The organism is Pseudoalteromonas sp. 2CM39R, assembly GCF_023161845.1.
Genome location: NZ_JALNTM010000003.1, coordinates 655,133 through 671,772, shown reverse-complemented (window position 1 = coordinate 671,772; position 16,640 = coordinate 655,133). Strand labels below are relative to the sequence as shown.

Sequence of the window (16,640 nt, the reverse complement as noted above, 5' to 3'; positions counted from 1 at the left end):
AGCCACAACGCTGGATGTTTTTAACTAAAAATAATCACTTAGAATTTATTCTAGACTATTATTATATAAAGTGAACTGGATGGCTTATTTTTAGACAGTATCATTTTTGTTTAAGTTGTATCTAGTGATTGCAATCACTTATTAATGATAGAAACCTTAAACCAATATAGGTGATCTGAAAAGGTATCAGTTAGATAGACAGTTACAGCTAAGTGGCATTATTGCGTATGTAGTTAGATACAACATACTTGTGCTGATGTGAACATTTTTGGTTGCTTAGCAAAGGGTACTTAGAAGAACAATCAAGTTAGCAAGAGTACAACCCCATTTTGAGGTGTAGATAGTGGCTTTGCGAATTTTATTAGTAGACGATGAACTCAATGTATTGAAATCTTTAAAGCGAGTACTTGCTCGTTCTGGTTATGATGTGCTGACGGCATCCTCTGGTTTTGAGGCGCTTGAAATATTAGCGGCTAATCAAGTTGAGATAATCATTACTGACTTTAGAATGCCAGAAATGAACGGCGCTGATTTATTACGGCAGGTTAAAAGTCGCTGGCCCGATTGCGTAAACTTAGTGCTAAGTGGATATGCTGATTTTAAGTCTGTAGTTGAGTTATTGAATCAGGGATTGGTATTTCGTTTTTTAGAAAAACCATGGGTCGATAGTGAATTACTTGAAAACATTAGCGAGGCGCAAGTAAAATATGAACAGCGCCGAGCTAAAAGAGTAAGAGATCAGTTATTAATGGGCAGCATGTCTGGCCTAATAGAAATAGACAATAACGGCATTATTAATCGTTTTAACGCGCCTGCCGCTGAAATCATTCCTGATATTCATTTATACGAAAACAAACACCTCGCCCATTTAGATACAGCTCAAAATAAAGCGGTAAGCCAGGCTTTTATTGACAAGCAAAGCAGTACACTTTTTATTAACTATGCACGCGCCTCTGATCTAGCGAAAAGCGAAGAAATTATGATAGAGCGTTGTTTAAATGATGATTCTTTCCAACTTTTGAAGCTATCAATTAACTCAAACAGCTTGAGTAGTATTTTTCAACTTACCAGAACACAGTCGGTAGTAACCAACGAGTCTGACTTTTATCATCATTTAACGCTGTGTGAAGCGAACAAAGAATGTTATGCCTTGGTTTATATAGGTATTTCGCAATTTCAATTAATTAATGATTTGCTAGGGGGCGAAGATGGCAGCCACCTTATAAAATTGGTTTTGGAGGTGCTAAAAGGCGTATCAGAAAAAGCGGTCAAAGTTCTTCATAAGAGCGCCGATAGGTTTGTATTATTTGTTCCTGAAATTAAATCTGATAGTGAAATTTTAACCGTTCTAAATAAGGCGATGAATGATCTGAAAAAAGCACTTCCTAGTAAATATACCGATGCCCATGTGCAGCTTTATGGTGTGTATGGTTTGTTTCCTGAGGATAGTTTAGAGGGAAAAGAGCTCGTTAATCAAATGCAGTTGACGATGAATTACCAAGTAGGTGAGCAGCAGCGTATTTGTTCTCGCTTTGACCCTCAGCTGGTCGCAGATTATAAAAAGAACTTTGATTTAAGCCGTTTATTATTAACAGCGGTAAATAAAGATGAGCTTTCATTACGCTTTCAACCAAAGGTTGATACTAAAACAGGCCAAATATTTATTGCTGAGGTGTTAATTCGCTGGTATGAGCCGAGTAAACATGGCTGGGTAGCACCAGCTCATTTTATCCCGATTGCTGAATGCGATGGTCAAATTATCTCAATAGGGCGCTGGGTTATTTCTCAAAGCTGTAAAACACTAAAATACTGGGCAGACAACAAAACAGGGGTGGGTGTATTAGCAATTAACTTGTCTGCTAGGCAATTAAAAGATGATCCGGATTGGATTGACTACATGCTCGAGTGTTTAAGCAGCAATAGTTTAGAGCCGTCACAGTTAGTTTTTGAGTTAACAGAAACTTATCTAATCGAAGATTTTACTAACTGCGAACAGCAATTAATAAGGCTAAGATCGTTGGGGTTTAAGCTATTAATTGATGACTTTGGTGTAGGTTACTCATCACTTGGCTATCTTTCTAAGCTACCTGTAGATGGCGTTAAACTAGATAGAACCCTTATTACTGATATTGAATCGTCTTTAGCGATGCAAAGTATGGTTCGTAATATTACGCGTATGTCGCATGATCTAAATTTAAAAGTTGTTGCTGAGGGGGTAGAAACAGCCTATCAATGTGAATTAATTAAAAAGTTAGGGTGTGACTACATACAAGGCTATTACTACAGTGAGCCTTTAGAGCAGGATGATTTTTGTAATTATTTAAACCATTTTAATTCTCAAGGTGCGCAATGAGTTCGATAACGGTCGTCATACTAGACGATGATGCTTTTTTATTAAAAGTATTACAAAGGACTATTCATCGAGCCTATCCAGAGGTTGATATAATGACAACCTCTGATATTGATGAATTTTGGCAGCTGCTAAACACTAAGCAAGACTTAGATTTAGTATTAAGTGATTATTTAATGCCGCAAATGAATGGATTGGATGTTTTAGAGCAATGCTCTTCACAAAACCCCTACCCAGTCAGAGCATTACTTACTGGTGATATGACACTGAGTACCATGATGCGACAACCTAATGTTGTGCATGCTTACCTTGCTAAGCCGTTTAATGAAGCAGATATAACCGCGCTTTTTGACAATGTAGCGGCGTTAAAGTCGTTACCTTTTGCTTTTAATGTGCGCAGGCAGTTAGGGGCAATGATCAGCTTCCCTGTTTACCCTCTTATTTTAAAAGAACTCAGAGACTTAGTACAAAGCGATGAATTTGATTTACATGATATTAGCCATGTTGTCTCTCAAGAGCCAATAATAACCGCTAAATTGTTGCAACTTGCAAACTCTGCTTATCTTGGCTTTATAAGGCCTACCTCGTCAATTGATGAAGCTGTGTCGAGGCTCGGAACCACTATATTAATGGCTATCACCACTTCTTTATTGGTTGCCAAAAATTTTGAATCGTCTATTCCTGTTGATGTGCATGAAAAGCAATTAAATATAGCGGCGAATTACGCTAGTTGTGTTAAGCGTTTTGCAAAGCAAGCAGGTTTTAACTTACATGATCAAGAACTATTATTTTCAGTGGCGTTATTGAGTTTTGTTGGCAAAATTATTTTACTGTCTCAAGGCGAAAGTGAACCGCCAGATGAACATGCGCAAACCATCAACAATGGATACGTGAGTGCCAATTTTATTTCGGCCTACGTTTTAAAGTTATGGGGATACGACACGAAAATATGTAACTTACTGATGAGTTGCCATGATTTAGCTGGTACTGATGATAATGAGTTAACTCTGTTTAATCATATGTTGTATATTGTTTGGCAAATTATTTTTGATGAACAAACTCCCATGCAATTACGTGCATACTGTGACTCAAAAGGCGTAGACCCATTACTTTGCCATGTTATTAGTGAATTTGATTGGCAGAGTTATACCTCTTAAATAGACTCTGTATAAAATAACGTTTAAAAACGGGCAGTATTACAAAGCCACCTATTTATAATTTCCTCTGAGTTCTCCTTCTTATCTTTATTATCTACTTTAGTCTAATAAAAACCGCATAAAAGATCATTATAAGTACGTTTTATCACCAGTTTGGTTTAAAAAACGTACAACCACGTTGTTTTTAGTTCTTATAAATATAACTTTATATTTAACATCGTATTAACTTTTGGTGGTGTGATATTAAATTGCTGCTTTGGTTGTATTTTGAGCTCTTAAAGGTGTTATTTTCCTGTTTTTAAAGTTATTTGCATTTTTATGCTAATTTTATAAAGTTTTTGTTTCTTTTTGTTTGTGTATGTTGCTAGGATGTTGGCAAGGGGATACACGAATATACCCCACACACATTATAAGAATACACAAAACAGGGTCATCATTATGTCAACATATCGTTTAAACACCTTGGCTGTAGCGGTTGCTTTTGCCTTCAGTGCGCCAAGTATGGTTAATGCACAAGAAGCGTCAGCTAAAGCTGAAAAAAATATCGAACAAATATCTGTTTTAGGATCGCGAGTTTCAAACCGAACTGCCACTGAGTCGTCATCACCTATTGATTTAATTGACGCAGATGATTTAAACAAAGGCGGCTTTACCGAGCTTGGGCAGAGCTTACAGGCAACGGCGCCGTCATTTAACTTCTCACGAACACAGGTTTCTGATGGTTCTGATTTATTTCGCCCTGCTACATTACGCGGCTTACAACCAGATCAAACCTTGGTTTTAGTCAACGGTAAGCGCCGTCATAATCAATCTATTTTTGGTTTAACAAGTACTGTGGGCGGCGGCTCTGCGGGTACTGATATGAATGCGATCCCGCTTATTGCTTTAAAAGGGGTTGAGGTGTTGCGTGATGGTGCGGCGGCGCAGTATGGCTCAGATGCAATTGCAGGGGTTATCAACTTATCACTTAATAACTCAACAGATTTAACCACCGGGTACGTACAATATGGCGAAACGGCAGAAGGAGATGGAGAAACAATTTCAGCCGGTTTAAACCGTGGCTTTGAATTAGGTAATGAAGGCGGTTTTATTAATTTATCGCTTGAGTACCGCGATGCAGATAAAACTAACCGCGCAGAGCGAGATACGGGTGGGTCACTTAATGTTGCACCAGGTACTTTATCGGACGAAGTACGTTGGGGACAAGGTAATGCAGAGAGTGAATTCACTTCGGTATTTTACAATATGGCGTTGCCAATGGGTGAAGGAGAGCTTTACTCATTTGGTGGTTACTCTGAGCGCACGGCACTAGGCAACGGCTTTTACCGTAATTTTAATGAAGCGTCTAAAAACGTAACGCAAGTTTACAGCGACGGTTTTTTACCGCAAATCGACAATGAAGCACAAGATATTTCGGTAGCTGTTGGTTTTAAAGGTGAAATTAACCCTGATTGGACCTACGATGTTTCTGCTGTTTACGGTGAAAACCAATACGATTTTACCTCACGAAATACTTTAAATGCGTCATACGCGGCGGAGTATTTATTTAATAATCCGGGTGCAAGCGATGCCGATGTAGCCGCGAATGCTGGCCCAAAAGAGGGTTATTCGGGTGGATTTAGATTTGATCAAACAACGTTTAATGCAGATATAAACGGAATTATTGATATTGGTCGCAGTGAGCCTGTTTATGTTTCAATTGGCGCTGAATACCGTAAAGAAAACTATGAAATTGTACCAGGTGAAGAAGCATCATACGCGTGTGGCACAGCCAACACGGATACATCATACCCATCGGTGAACGATCCGAGTCAATTTGCACAATGTGGTTTTCAAGCTTATAACGGCCTTCGTCCTGAAGCTTCAAATAAAAGCGATCGTGATAGCTACGCAGTATATGTAGATGCAGAAACCATGTTAAGCGATGCATGGAATGTGAGCGGTGCACTTCGCTATGAAGATTTTTCGAATGCGGGTGACGATATCATAGGTAAAGTAGCAACACGTTATGAATTTAATGATGATTTTGCAATACGTGGTGCGTTATCAACGGGCTTTAGAGCGCCATCATTACAGCAAAGTGGTTACACTGCGTTTACCACTAACTTAGGGTCTGACGGCACGTTAAGCCAGTCGTTTACAGCGACAACGGGCTCTGCATTTCCTGCTGCTTTAGGCGTTGATACATTAAAGCTTGAAACATCAACTAACTACAGTGCCGGTTTTGTTTACGATGTGACCAGTGATTTATCGTTAACGGTGGATTTTTACCGTGTAGAAATTGAAGACCGTATTACATTAGGCAGCTTGTTATCGGCTGATGATGTGGCGTTTAGCCCTGAGGCGGTTGCTGCTCTGCAAGCAACGGGTGCGGTGCAGGCGAATTACTTTTCAAACTCAGTGAATTCAACCACTCAAGGTGTGGACATTATTGCGTCATACCGCACTGATTTATATGACGGTAATTTTTCTGCTACGTTTGCGGGTAATTTAAACGAAACTAAAATTGATAGTGTGAATGCAGCACCGGGCATTCCAAAAAGTGTAGCGCTTGATGACATTCAAAGTAGCTTTTTAACCGACGGACAACCGGGTAAACGTGCAACGCTTACCTTTGATTATGAGCGTGATGCCTACAGCGCAATGATCCGCTTTAATTACTTTGGCGAAACCGATGTGAAGTACTTTGGTAATGACCATATTGAGCTTGCAACAGATGGCTCGTTTAAAGCGACGAGTACCGTAGAGACTGCAGTACTCGTAGATTTAAACGTAAGCTATGAAATTAATGAGATGTTTTCGTTATCGGTTGGAGCAGACAACGTATTTGATGAAACACCGGATGAGCTAGGTGATGATGAAGTACTAAATGCTATCTCAAATGGGGCATTTAAATACCCGTTACGTGCAGTACCATACGGTTTTGATGGCCGTAGTTACTATGCAAAACTAAGCTTTAGTTTTTAATTTTTAGGTTAAGTTAAACCAGCAAAGGCGCCGTTTTAAACGGCGCTTTTTTTATGCTTGAAAAAATTGAAAAAGACATTAAAAATGGTTGCATGCTTGAAAATTAAGCATACAATCGCCATCAATATCAGTGTGGGATATGTATCCCCCTCATTTTACTAATAGGAAAAAACAAATGGCTAAAAAAGGCAAAGCAAAAGCGGTTAATAAATCCGCAGTAGACACCGGTCGAGGAGTGATAAAGCACAACGCATTGGCGGCACTGGTAACCTCTAAAGTATTTAAACCGCAAGTGGTTAAAGCTAAAAAAGGTAAAGGTTCGTTTAAACGTAACAACAAACATGCAGGACAAGAGTCCTATTTAATCGCGGCTTAATTAGCACCGATCAAATAGGGCTTTTGAACTTACCGAAATAAGGCTGACTTCGAGCTAAGAGCTTCGGGTTTCGAGTCACGAGCAGCGAACACAACCTAGCACCTTTAGCCTTCTCTTTCCGCGCAGCGTCTCATGATCTCTTTTTTAATTAATCACTTAAAACATGTTGGCACAAAGAGAAGTGAATGAGGAGTAAATGAGAAGGCAACGGGTGACGAGTAGCGAGCTTGTGCAAACAGTCTAGCATCTAGTCATATCAGCCCTTAAATCTATTCTTTCAGCGCAGCGACTCCCGCAGCTCGTAGCTCGCCACCCGAAACCCGTATCCTCGTTATCCATGTATTATCGATTTAGAATTTGCCAAATAAGAAGCATGGTTTATCACTGTTTGCGAAGGGTTCTCACCAAATAATTGCGTGTAGTCTTTGGTAAATTGCCCTGCATGCCAAAACCCCCAATTGGCAGCAACCACAGAAATGGGTTTATCTTGCTTTGCTAATTTTAGCTCTCTTCTAACATTATTTAATCGGGTTAAACGTAAAAACCGCAGTGGGTTTATCCCTAAAATACTCTCAAAACTATATTGTAAGGTACGCCTGCTCACAAAGGTGAGTTCGCATAATTGAGTAATTGTTACCGTGTTTTGTGGATGCGCTTTTATATAATCTTTTACTTTATCAACAACCGCTTTGCGGTGTTTATAACTGGGAGCGATGCGTTGACATGGGATCTGTTCGTTTAGTAAATGTAATGCCAGCATATTAAGCATGTCTTGCTGTAAATCGGCATTTAGGCCAAAAGCGTTGTTGCTAACCATACTGTTTATTATACCCCGGGCACTTTTTAGCATGGCGTTGCATGTTGTCAGTCGCTCAGTACCTGAAGACGTTATATTTTTTAAGTGCATCCCCTGTATCTGAGCCATATGTTCTAACGATTGCGTGTCTATTACTAAACCATAAATATTAAACTGCTCAGGTGTAATAAGCTCAAAGTTACTCTCACTAGTGCGACACATAAATTGATTACTTGCCACATTTAAGCCATTAATTTTGCTCTGCTGCGACTGCTTTGGGATCCCAAGCCAAATAGATCGTGGCGCTATTGCGCATTGTTGGTGAAGAGCACGCTCTGTGTATTCTTCAAATGCATGAATATTAGAATAATCCACGCTTTCTATACACCCAAAAAATCGCCCATCACTGAGCTGATCATATTTTTGCTGCCACTGCGTTAGGTTATGCGCCTGCTCATCTATATCTTGGGTATGCACCATGCTCTTTTGTGGTGCGCTAGCTAAATCTTGCTGCGTCATAATGGCGTTACTCTTTGCTTTTTTTATTTTTATTAAGATTAAGTTACCACCTGTAACTATAGTTAACTATATGAAATAAAGCTAAAAATGATGATTTGCCAAAATTCGATAGTGTCTTGGTATGAATTAAGCTCTCTTGAAACTAAACAAAATTGATTTATAGCTTATAGGTCAGCAAAACCTGTACCAAGGTTTGAACTAGTTGTTATGTGGAGTAGATCATGGGGCAAAGGTACCGATATACACTGGGCACGCAGGTGTATAATTTTAAAAATTTGGCGCAAGTAATGGCAAAAGCCACTCCTCATCGCTCAGGTGACAGGTTAGCGGGTGTTATTGCACAATCAGCGCAAGAGCGAGCGGTTGCCCAAATGACCTTAGCGGATATTCCGTTGAAGGCATTTTTAAATGAGGCACTGATTGCTTATGAAGACGATGAAATAACTCGCTTAATTATGGACGAACACGATGCTAGTGCATTTATGGCGGTTGCTCATTTAACCGTGGGAGATTTTCGTAATTGGTTGTTAAGTGACTTTGCAACTCCCTCGGTACTTGCAAGTGTAAGACAGGGGATCACTCCGGAAATGGCTGCGGCTGTTAGCAAAATAATGCGTAATCAGGATCTTATCCTTATTGCTAAAAAATGCCATGTAACCAGTGCATTTAGAAACACCATTGGTTTACCTGGGCATTTATCCACGCGTTTACAACCTAATCACCCAACAGATGATATTAACGGCATTGCCGCCTGTATTTTAGATGGGTTGCTGTACGGTAATGGTGATGCGGTGATAGGTATAAACCCCGCAACCGACAACGTGGCGCAGGCTATTAAATTGATGACATTGATGGATGAGGTGATTCAAAAATATGAAATTCCTACCCAAAGCTGTGTGCTTACCCATGTCACTAATACGATTGAATGCATAGAAGCGGGGGCGCCAGTTGATTTAGTGTTTCAGTCTATTGGTGGAACAGAAGCCACCAATTCGAGTTTTGGTTTTAGTTTAAATACTTTAGCTGAGGCACAAGATGCCGCGCTGAGTTTAAAGCGTGGCACGGTAGGCAATAATGTGATGTATTTTGAAACAGGGCAAGGCAGCTCGCTTTCGGCTAATGCTCATCACGGGCTTGATCAGCAAACCTGCGAAACTCGCGCGTATGCCGTTGCACGAAAATTTAATCCGCTATTAGTTAATACGGTGGTGGGATTTATAGGCCCGGAGTATTTATTTGATGGCAAAGAAATTACCCGCGCGGGGCTTGAGGATCATTTTTGTGCCAAATTACTGGGTATTCCGATGGGATGTGACGTGTGTTACACCAATCATGCCGAGGCTGACCAAAATGATATGGATAATTTACTTACGCTGCTTGGTGTAGCTGGGTGCTCGTTTGTGATGGGGATTCCGGGCTCCGATGACATTATGCTCAATTACCAAACTACCTCATTTCATGATGCGTTATACGTGCGCCGAGTTCTAGGCTCTCGTCCCGCGCCAGAATTTGAAAAGTGGCTTACTAACATGAACATTATGAAAAACAGTAGCGATGTTACTTTATCGCACAGTCTTCCCGCTGCATTTGCTAAGCCGTTAGATGCACTGGCGGGAGGTCGTTCATGACTGCTGATTTTAAATCAAATGACCTTGCTAATACTGATCATAAAAATAATGGCAATGTGGTACACAACCCATGGCGTGACTTACGCCAGTTTACTGATGCCCGCATAGGACTTGGTCGAGCGGGTATTAGTTTACCAACCTCTGAAATGCTGGCGTTTCAACTGTCGCATGCGCAAGCGCGCGATGCAGTCAATTTTCCACTTGATATCAATGAAATGAAAGCAAAGTTAGCGACTGTTAATGCAGCTAATGCGCGTGTATTGCATTTACATAGCCAAGCGGTTGATAGAGTTACTTATTTACAACGACCAGATTTAGGTCGAAAGCTAAATGAGAATAGTCGTCAATTATTACTTGATTTTGTTGCTGAGCAACAGCAAAGCACCCAAGAAAAATACGACTTAGCAATTGTAGTCGCTGATGGTTTGTCATCGTTGGCGGTTCAAAAAAATGCAGCTCCTTTTATAACTGAATTACTTTCACAGTTGAGCGTTAATAAGCCACTTACTTTTGCTCCAATCACCTTAGTTGAACAAGGGCGAGTAGCCATTGGTGATGATATTGGTGAGTTATTGAATGCCCAAATTGTGATGGTGCTCATTGGTGAACGTCCTGGGCTTAGCTCACCAGATAGCTTGGGACTTTATTTAACCTGGGAGCCTAAAACAGGGCTTAACGATTCGCTGCGTAATTGTATATCTAATATTCGTCCTGCTGGTTTGCCCTATATCGATGCGGCAAGACGGGCAGCCTACTTATTAAATGAAGCTAAAACATTAAAACTAACAGGAGTGAACTTAAAAGATCGGACACAGGATGATGTGATTGAGCATCAACAATCGAGCCGTCATTTTTTAAATGCGGAATAACGGTAACTAAAAATAAAAAATCGATAAAGAGGATGTTATGTCTACTAATAATTCAGAATACTTAGCAAAAAGGCAGCTCAAAGGTGGCACTGCAGGTTGGTTATTGCTGGCAGGGTTAGGGGTATCGTATGTTATTTCAGGTGACTTTGCTGGGTGGAACTTTGGTATTGCAGAAGCTGGCTGGGGCGGCTTCGCGATAGCTGCAGTGTTAATGGCGATTATGTATTTAACTTTGGTGTTATCGCTGGCTGAAATGTCGGCTGCTATTCCTGCTGCTGGAGGGGGTTATAGTTTTGCTCGTCAAGCAATGGGGCCAACGGGTGGTTATTTAACCGGTCTTGCGGTATTAATTGAATATGCGTTAGCACCGGCCGCCATTGTGATATTTATTGGCTCTGCAGTGGAGGCGTTAACGGGGTTCAATGGCCCATGGGTTTATGCACTATTTTATTTGGTGTTTGTAGGTATTCATTTAGCTGGAGTAGGTGAAGCGCTAAAAGTAATGATGGTAATAAGCGGTTTAGCGGTACTGGCTATTGTTGCAACGGCAGTGGTTTTAATTACAAATTTTGATGCTACCAATTTATTTGATGTTGCAGTAACTGATGCCGCAGGTGCGAATGAATTTTTACCTTTGGGTTGGTATGGGATATGGGCTGCATTACCTTTTGCTATGTGGTTGTTTTTAGCGGTTGAAGGCGTGCCATTGGCGGCTGAAGAAGCAAAAGATCCGGCTAAAGATGTACCTAAAGGCATTATTGGTGCCATGGTATTTTTATTGTTTACCGCATTATTAGTGGTTGTGTTAGTACCCGGCGCAGCAGGTGCAACAGCAATGGGCGCAAGTGCAGTTCCGTTGGTAGATGCGTTAAATGCAACAGGCAATAGCGATTTAGCAACCGTGGTTAATATACTGGGATTAGCAGGGCTGGTGGCTTCATTTTTCTCTATTATTTATGGCTATAGTCGGTTGGTGTTTGCGTTATCGCGTGCAGGATATTTACCGCGTTCGTTATCAATTACTACAGTGCGTAAAGTGCCAGCACGAGCGCTTATTGTACCTGCTGTATTTGGTTTTTTAGCTTCACTAAGTGGTGAGGGCGATTTAATGTTAGCTATGGCGGTGGTTGGTGCAACAGTATCGTATGCGTTAATGGCGCTGAGTCATATAATGTTGCGCTTAAAACAACCCGACTTACCTCGACCTTATAAAACGCCTGGCGGCATTGTCACTTCAAGCATAGCATTGTGTTTATCCTTGATTGCTCTGACCGGTGTGTACGCCTTTGACCCCCGTGCTTTTTTATACACTATGGTGCTGTTTATAGTCGGTGCGGCGTATTACTTTGGCTTTAGCTCTAAACACTTAGTGGCCAAAAGTGCAGATGAGGAGTTTGCTATGCTGGCTGATGCTGAGGCTGGTTTAAATACAGCGATAAGTGAGGGGTAATTTTCATTTACTGAAATATCTCATGTGGCTTTAATATTCGAAGAGTTTGCGCTGGCGCGGTAAGTTTTAACTTACCGCGCAGAAGTAAATTATATGGTTAACCTAATAAAAGCTAACTAGGACGTGCGGTAGAGTCTCTAACGACGAGCTCAGGAGTGTATAGTTTTATAATATCGCGGTCATTGCCATTACGAATTTGGGCTATTAACAAGCTGGCCGCATCTTCGGCAATTTTATTATTAGGCTGATGAGCCGTGGTGAGTTTTGGCCATGTTTGACGAGAGAATGGGCTATCTTCAAATCCTGTTATAGAAAGCTCGCTGGGTATATCAATGTTCATTAATCTGGCTGCAAATAACGCACCGGCGGCTATTTCATCATTACATGAGACAATAGCGGTTGGCCTATTTGTTTGGCTAATGAGTGTTTTAGCGCCCTCAACCCCCGACTCAAATGAATATTCGCCATCAATAATTAAGCTTGGATCTATAGTAATGTCGTATTGGGTTAGCGCTGCTTTGTAACCTTCCAAGCGCTCTTTGGTCGAGTTATGCTCGCTGCCACCGGCTAAAAAGCCAATGCGCGTGTGGCCGTTATTAATTAGATGCTCAGTAATTGACTTTGAGGCGAGATTATCGTCAATCATAATACAGGGTGTTAATGAGTCAGGCGCGTCGTGCCCTGATAAAATACGCACAACTTTTAGGTCTAGTTGAGTTAGCTTTTCAACAAACTCAGGCATTTCAGAAAAGGGCGGGGTGAGTAAGATTCCCGCGATACGAGTGCGTTTGATCATATTAGTAATTTCATCAAAAATATGCGCTTCTTTGGCATCACATGGGTGAATAAGTAGTTCAAACCCCTGCTTTTTGCACGCATCTAAAATACCATTTTGCATGTCGATAATGTAGTACGCATTAGGATTGTCGTATATGTAAGCTATGCTGTAAGCTTTTGTTCCTGCAAGACTTCTTGCTGCTAAGTTTGGCTGGAAGTTCAACTTTTCGACTGATGCCATAACTCTTTCACGGGTATTGTCACGGACCGAGGTTTCGTTATTTATTACTCTTGATACCGTTTTTATTGATACCCCGGCATCTTTTGCCACGTCGTTTATTGTTGTTCTCATAGGCTTAATAGACCTTTATATATCATTTTAGGTACTAATTTATCTTTATCGGCTAACGACTACAGCAAGAGTAGTTAACAGTACTCGGTTTTTATTATTTGACGACTAAATTATAAAGACATCATTGAATATTAACAGTTAATTTATACGCCTTTCTTGTGAGAATGGTAGATAAAGTTTTAGGTAATAATTTAGTAATATTTAAATTTAATTTAAATACAATGGTTTAAAAGAATATTAAGCTCACACTTGTAAATTTTTTGTATCTTTTTTGCCCTTCTGTGTAGCTATAAAAGAAAAAAAAGGATACATTAATAGCTTAATGACAGCGTTGTCATAAATTAAAGCGCAATGTTAATTATTATTTAGAACCTACGTAGTGGATTGTTTGGCTAAGGTAGCAATTACTAGATATGAATAGTGATTAATTTAAAGCATAAAATATTTTTTAGCTGATGGTACATCATAAACTAACCGCACTAAGAATAAATGCATTCAAAAATCGATTTAATTTTTAGCATTTGAAAGAGATGCTTGAGTGACTAAGTTAATAATAAAGGGAGAGTAGCGAATGAAGATTAAATCATTACTGACAGCATGCTGCTTAGCACTAGGTTTAAGTGCATGTCAGGGCAATTTTGAAGGACAAAATACGGCATCGGTTCAGCTAAGCCCTGCAAACGATAGTGCGGTGGAGTTACTTGCTAAAACATTACAAATAAAATATCAGCAAGTTGATAACCGCCCATCAGCACAGTGCGATCCAGATATTGAAAACGGTCACTGTTTTAAAGCGAATTTACATTTAACTGCCAACTCGGCGATTAACGTTGACCAATGGAAAATTTACTTTAGTCAAATTACGCCAATACAAAAGTCGATTAGCGATGAATTTACTATTAAACACGTTAATGGTGATATTCATGTCATTGAGCTTAAAGATGGGTTTACTGGCTTTAAAGCCGGTGAGACTAAAACGATTACTTTTTATGCGCATTTTTGGTCATTATCGCAAAGCGACGCTATTCCTAACTATATCGTGGTGAATAACAATGACACCGCTAAAGTGATTGAAAGTACAAAGCCTAAAATTGACCCAGAGACGGGCTTAGAGCTATTACCTCATGTAGAACCTTATACCGATTACACTCGTCAGTTTAAACGTACTGCGGGCGACAAAACACAGTGGCTTACTGCTGAGCGCTTGTTTGAGCGTAATGAAAAGTATGACTTTTCAGCTTATTTAACCTCGCAAAATCAAGTGAGTAATGTCATTGCTCAGCAAATTATACCCACCCCACGCGTTAGCGAGTTTAGTCAAACTCAAACGCTTGATATTAGCCAAGGGCTTAATATTAATTATGCAGAAGTTAATAAATCAAGTGTATTAGCTGCAATCGAGCGACTGGAACTACTAGGTATTAATTTAAGCGATGATGCAGCGGCAATTAAGGTCACACTTAATTCCACTGTTAAAAAAGATCAGCTTAATGGTAGTTATAAATTAGCAATTCAAGCCGATGAGGTTGTAATCGATGCAGTTGACGAAACGGGTGTTTTTTATGCTCTGCAAAGTTTAGCGAGCTTATATCAGGTTAACAGTAATATATTACCTGTGGGAGAGGTTATTGATGCACCGCATTATCAGTTTAGAGGGGTATTGGTTGATGTAGCGCGAAACTTTCGTGATAAAGGCTTCATTTTAAAGTTACTTGATCAAATGGCTGCTTATAAACTTAACAAGCTACATTTACACTTAGGTGATGATGAAGGCTGGCGTTTAGAAATTCCATCACTGCCTGAGCTTACAGATATAGGTGCAAAGCGTTGTTTTGATCAAAGCGAGCAGCAATGTTTAATGCCACAGCTAGGCGCAGGGCTTGAAACTTCAAGTGCAGCAAACGGCTATTATTCGGTAGCTGATTACCAAGAAATACTTAAAGCGGCGAGTGCGCGTCACATTCAGGTGATCCCATCGCTTGATATGCCAGGACATTCTCGCGCTGCGATTAAATCCATGCAAGCGCGTTATAATAAATATATACAACAAGGCGATAAACAAAAAGCCGAACAGTTTTTACTTTATGACCCGCTTGATACAACGGTGTATTCGTCGGTACAGCACTACAACGACAATACCATTAATGTGTGTTTAGACTCATCCTATGCGTTTATCCGTGAAGTAATGGAACAAGTAAAAAGTATTCATAGTGAGGCACAGCATCCGCTAACTCGTTATCACATAGGTGCCGATGAAACCGCCGGGGCATGGGTCGATTCACCTGCTTGTGCTGATTTTATTAAACAAAATAAGTTAGAAATTACCGAAGCAGGTCAGCTGGGCAGTTATTTTATTGAACGTATCGCTAATATGTTGGCTGATATGAATATTGAAACCGCAGCATGGAGCGATGGCTTATCGCATACTAACCCAGAGAATATGCCAGAGGTTGTGCAAGGTAATATTTGGGATTTATTAATGTGGAATGGCCATCAGCGTGCACATGAATTTGCCAATAGAAATTGGCAAGCAGTGCTTTCGTCGCCAGATGTGCTGTATTTTGACTTTCCGTATGAGGCAGACCCACAAGAGCATGGTTATTACTGGGCTTCAAGGCACATAAATACTGAGAAAATATTTCAGTTTATGCCAGATAATTTGCCTATTCATGCTGAGTTTTGGCTTGATAGAGAAGATAAGCCTTATGTAGCTGATGACACATTACAGCATGATGAGCAAGGCAAGGTCGTATCCGCGCCTTTAGCTAAAGATAAACGTTTTGTGGGTATTCAGGGTCAATTATGGAGCGAAAATACGCGTACCAATAATATGGCTGAATATAAGCTATTCCCACGATTATTATCGCTGGCACAGCGCGCTTGGCATAAAGCAGATTGGGCGGTACCGTATGATCACAATGGCTTTGTTTACAGCCAACAAACAAATCGCTTTAGCCCTGAATTAAAACAGCAGCGCGATCAGCAATGGCAAACTTTTGCTGCTACCATGGGGCTAAAAGAATTTGCCAAGTTAGAACGTGCTGATGTGCATTATCGTCTTGCAAATGCAGGTGCTAAAATTGAGAATAGTATGTTGTACGCCAATATTGCTTACCCTGGTTTAGTGATTGAATACAAACAAGGTGATGAGCAATGGAAAACCTACACACAACCTGTCAAAGTAACACAAGATGTATGGGTTCGATCTAAGACTCCATCAGCTAGTCGTGTAAGCAGAAAGCTTAAAGTAACGCACCGTTAAGGTGCGTTTTTCCGTTAAATTATTGACGATTGAAGAAGTTATTTATTTGTAAATAAAAATAATGACAACGCTGTCATTTGTGCTAGTATAAGATTCATACAGTATGACAGTCCGGCTTTATTTTAGTGTTTTGCAAA

Annotated in this window: 10 protein-coding genes; 8 read left to right on the top strand and 2 right to left on the bottom strand. The window is 40.3% G+C overall.

Annotated features, from left to right (window positions below; genetic code table 11):
- Nucleotides 1-343 precede the first annotated feature (343 nt).
- The 4 genes from MTF66_RS10210 to arfA all read left to right on the top strand — a co-directional run bounded on the left by MTF66_RS10210 (nucleotide 344) and on the right by arfA (nucleotide 6,850).
- A complete protein-coding gene (locus MTF66_RS10210; protein WP_138570282.1) occupies nucleotides 344-2,353 on the top strand; it encodes an EAL domain-containing protein in 2,010 nt (669 codons plus the stop codon).
- Nucleotides 2,350-3,507 (top strand): HDOD domain-containing protein, encoded by a 1,158-nt coding sequence (locus MTF66_RS10205; protein WP_055011569.1) that lies wholly within the window; start codon nucleotides 2,350-2,352, stop codon nucleotides 3,505-3,507. Before MTF66_RS10210 ends, MTF66_RS10205 begins: the two co-directional genes overlap by 4 nt.
- A gap of 438 nt (nucleotides 3,508-3,945) precedes the next feature.
- Nucleotides 3,946-6,474, top strand: a complete 2,529-nt coding sequence (locus tag MTF66_RS10200; protein ID WP_248527149.1) for a TonB-dependent siderophore receptor — start codon at nucleotides 3,946-3,948, stop codon at nucleotides 6,472-6,474.
- 175 nt (nucleotides 6,475-6,649) lie between these two features.
- Complete coding sequence (gene arfA / locus MTF66_RS10195; protein ID WP_010389506.1) at nucleotides 6,650-6,850, top strand: alternative ribosome rescue factor ArfA; 201 nt, start codon at nucleotides 6,650-6,652, stop codon at nucleotides 6,848-6,850.
- A 331-nt stretch (nucleotides 6,851-7,181) separates the two neighbouring features.
- On the opposite strand, the gene MTF66_RS10190 is transcribed toward arfA, so the two are convergent.
- Complete coding sequence (locus MTF66_RS10190) at nucleotides 7,182-8,165, bottom strand: helix-turn-helix domain-containing protein (protein ID WP_109875070.1); 984 nt, start codon at nucleotides 8,163-8,165, stop codon at nucleotides 7,182-7,184.
- 221 nt (nucleotides 8,166-8,386) lie between these two features.
- Between MTF66_RS10190 and MTF66_RS10185 the strand changes: the two genes are divergently transcribed.
- Genes MTF66_RS10185 through eat form a run of 3 tightly spaced genes read left to right on the top strand, consistent with a single transcriptional unit; the run spans nucleotide 8,387 to nucleotide 12,112 of the window.
- Nucleotides 8,387-9,793, top strand: coding sequence for an ethanolamine ammonia-lyase subunit EutB (locus MTF66_RS10185; RefSeq protein WP_138621635.1), 1,407 nt, complete (start codon nucleotides 8,387-8,389; stop codon nucleotides 9,791-9,793).
- Entirely contained in the window at nucleotides 9,790-10,662 is an 873-nt protein-coding gene (gene eutC, locus MTF66_RS10180) for an ethanolamine ammonia-lyase subunit EutC (RefSeq protein ID WP_055011564.1), read from the top strand. The genes MTF66_RS10185 and eutC overlap by 4 nt, the downstream gene beginning before the upstream one ends.
- A gap of 37 nt (nucleotides 10,663-10,699) precedes the next feature.
- A complete protein-coding gene (eat, locus tag MTF66_RS10175; RefSeq protein WP_138621637.1) occupies nucleotides 10,700-12,112 on the top strand; it encodes an ethanolamine permease in 1,413 nt (470 codons plus the stop codon).
- 112 nt (nucleotides 12,113-12,224) lie between these two features.
- On the opposite strand, the gene MTF66_RS10170 is transcribed toward eat, so the two are convergent.
- Nucleotides 12,225-13,241 carry a LacI family DNA-binding transcriptional regulator gene (locus MTF66_RS10170; protein WP_054201446.1) on the bottom strand — a complete coding sequence of 339 codons (1,017 nt, stop codon included), beginning with the start codon at nucleotides 13,239-13,241 and terminating at the stop codon, nucleotides 12,225-12,227.
- Nucleotides 13,242-13,812: 571 nt separating this feature from the next.
- Between MTF66_RS10170 and MTF66_RS10165 the strand changes: the two genes are divergently transcribed.
- Nucleotides 13,813-16,503, top strand: a complete 2,691-nt coding sequence (locus MTF66_RS10165; RefSeq protein ID WP_248527148.1) for a family 20 glycosylhydrolase — start codon at nucleotides 13,813-13,815, stop codon at nucleotides 16,501-16,503.
- Nucleotides 16,504-16,640 lie beyond the last annotated feature (137 nt).

Excerpts from the sequence above, each read along its gene's own strand:
- MTF66_RS10205 (WP_055011569.1), top strand. The coding sequence starts at position 2,350 with ATGAGTTCGATAACGGTCGTCATACTAGACGATGATGCTTTTTTATTA.
- MTF66_RS10200 (WP_248527149.1), top strand. The coding sequence starts at position 3,946 with ATGTCAACATATCGTTTAAACACCTTGGCTGTAGCGGTTGCTTTTGCC.
- arfA (WP_010389506.1), top strand. The coding sequence starts at position 6,650 with ATGGCTAAAAAAGGCAAAGCAAAAGCGGTTAATAAATCCGCAGTAGAC.
- MTF66_RS10190 (WP_109875070.1), bottom strand. The coding sequence starts at position 8,165 with ATGACGCAGCAAGATTTAGCTAGCGCACCACAAAAGAGCATGGTGCAT.
- MTF66_RS10185 (WP_138621635.1), top strand. The coding sequence starts at position 8,387 with ATGGGGCAAAGGTACCGATATACACTGGGCACGCAGGTGTATAATTTT.
- eutC (WP_055011564.1), top strand. The coding sequence starts at position 9,790 with ATGACTGCTGATTTTAAATCAAATGACCTTGCTAATACTGATCATAAA.
- eat (WP_138621637.1), top strand. The coding sequence starts at position 10,700 with ATGTCTACTAATAATTCAGAATACTTAGCAAAAAGGCAGCTCAAAGGT.
- MTF66_RS10170 (WP_054201446.1), bottom strand. The coding sequence starts at position 13,241 with ATGAGAACAACAATAAACGACGTGGCAAAAGATGCCGGGGTATCAATA.
- MTF66_RS10165 (WP_248527148.1), top strand. The coding sequence starts at position 13,813 with ATGAAGATTAAATCATTACTGACAGCATGCTGCTTAGCACTAGGTTTA.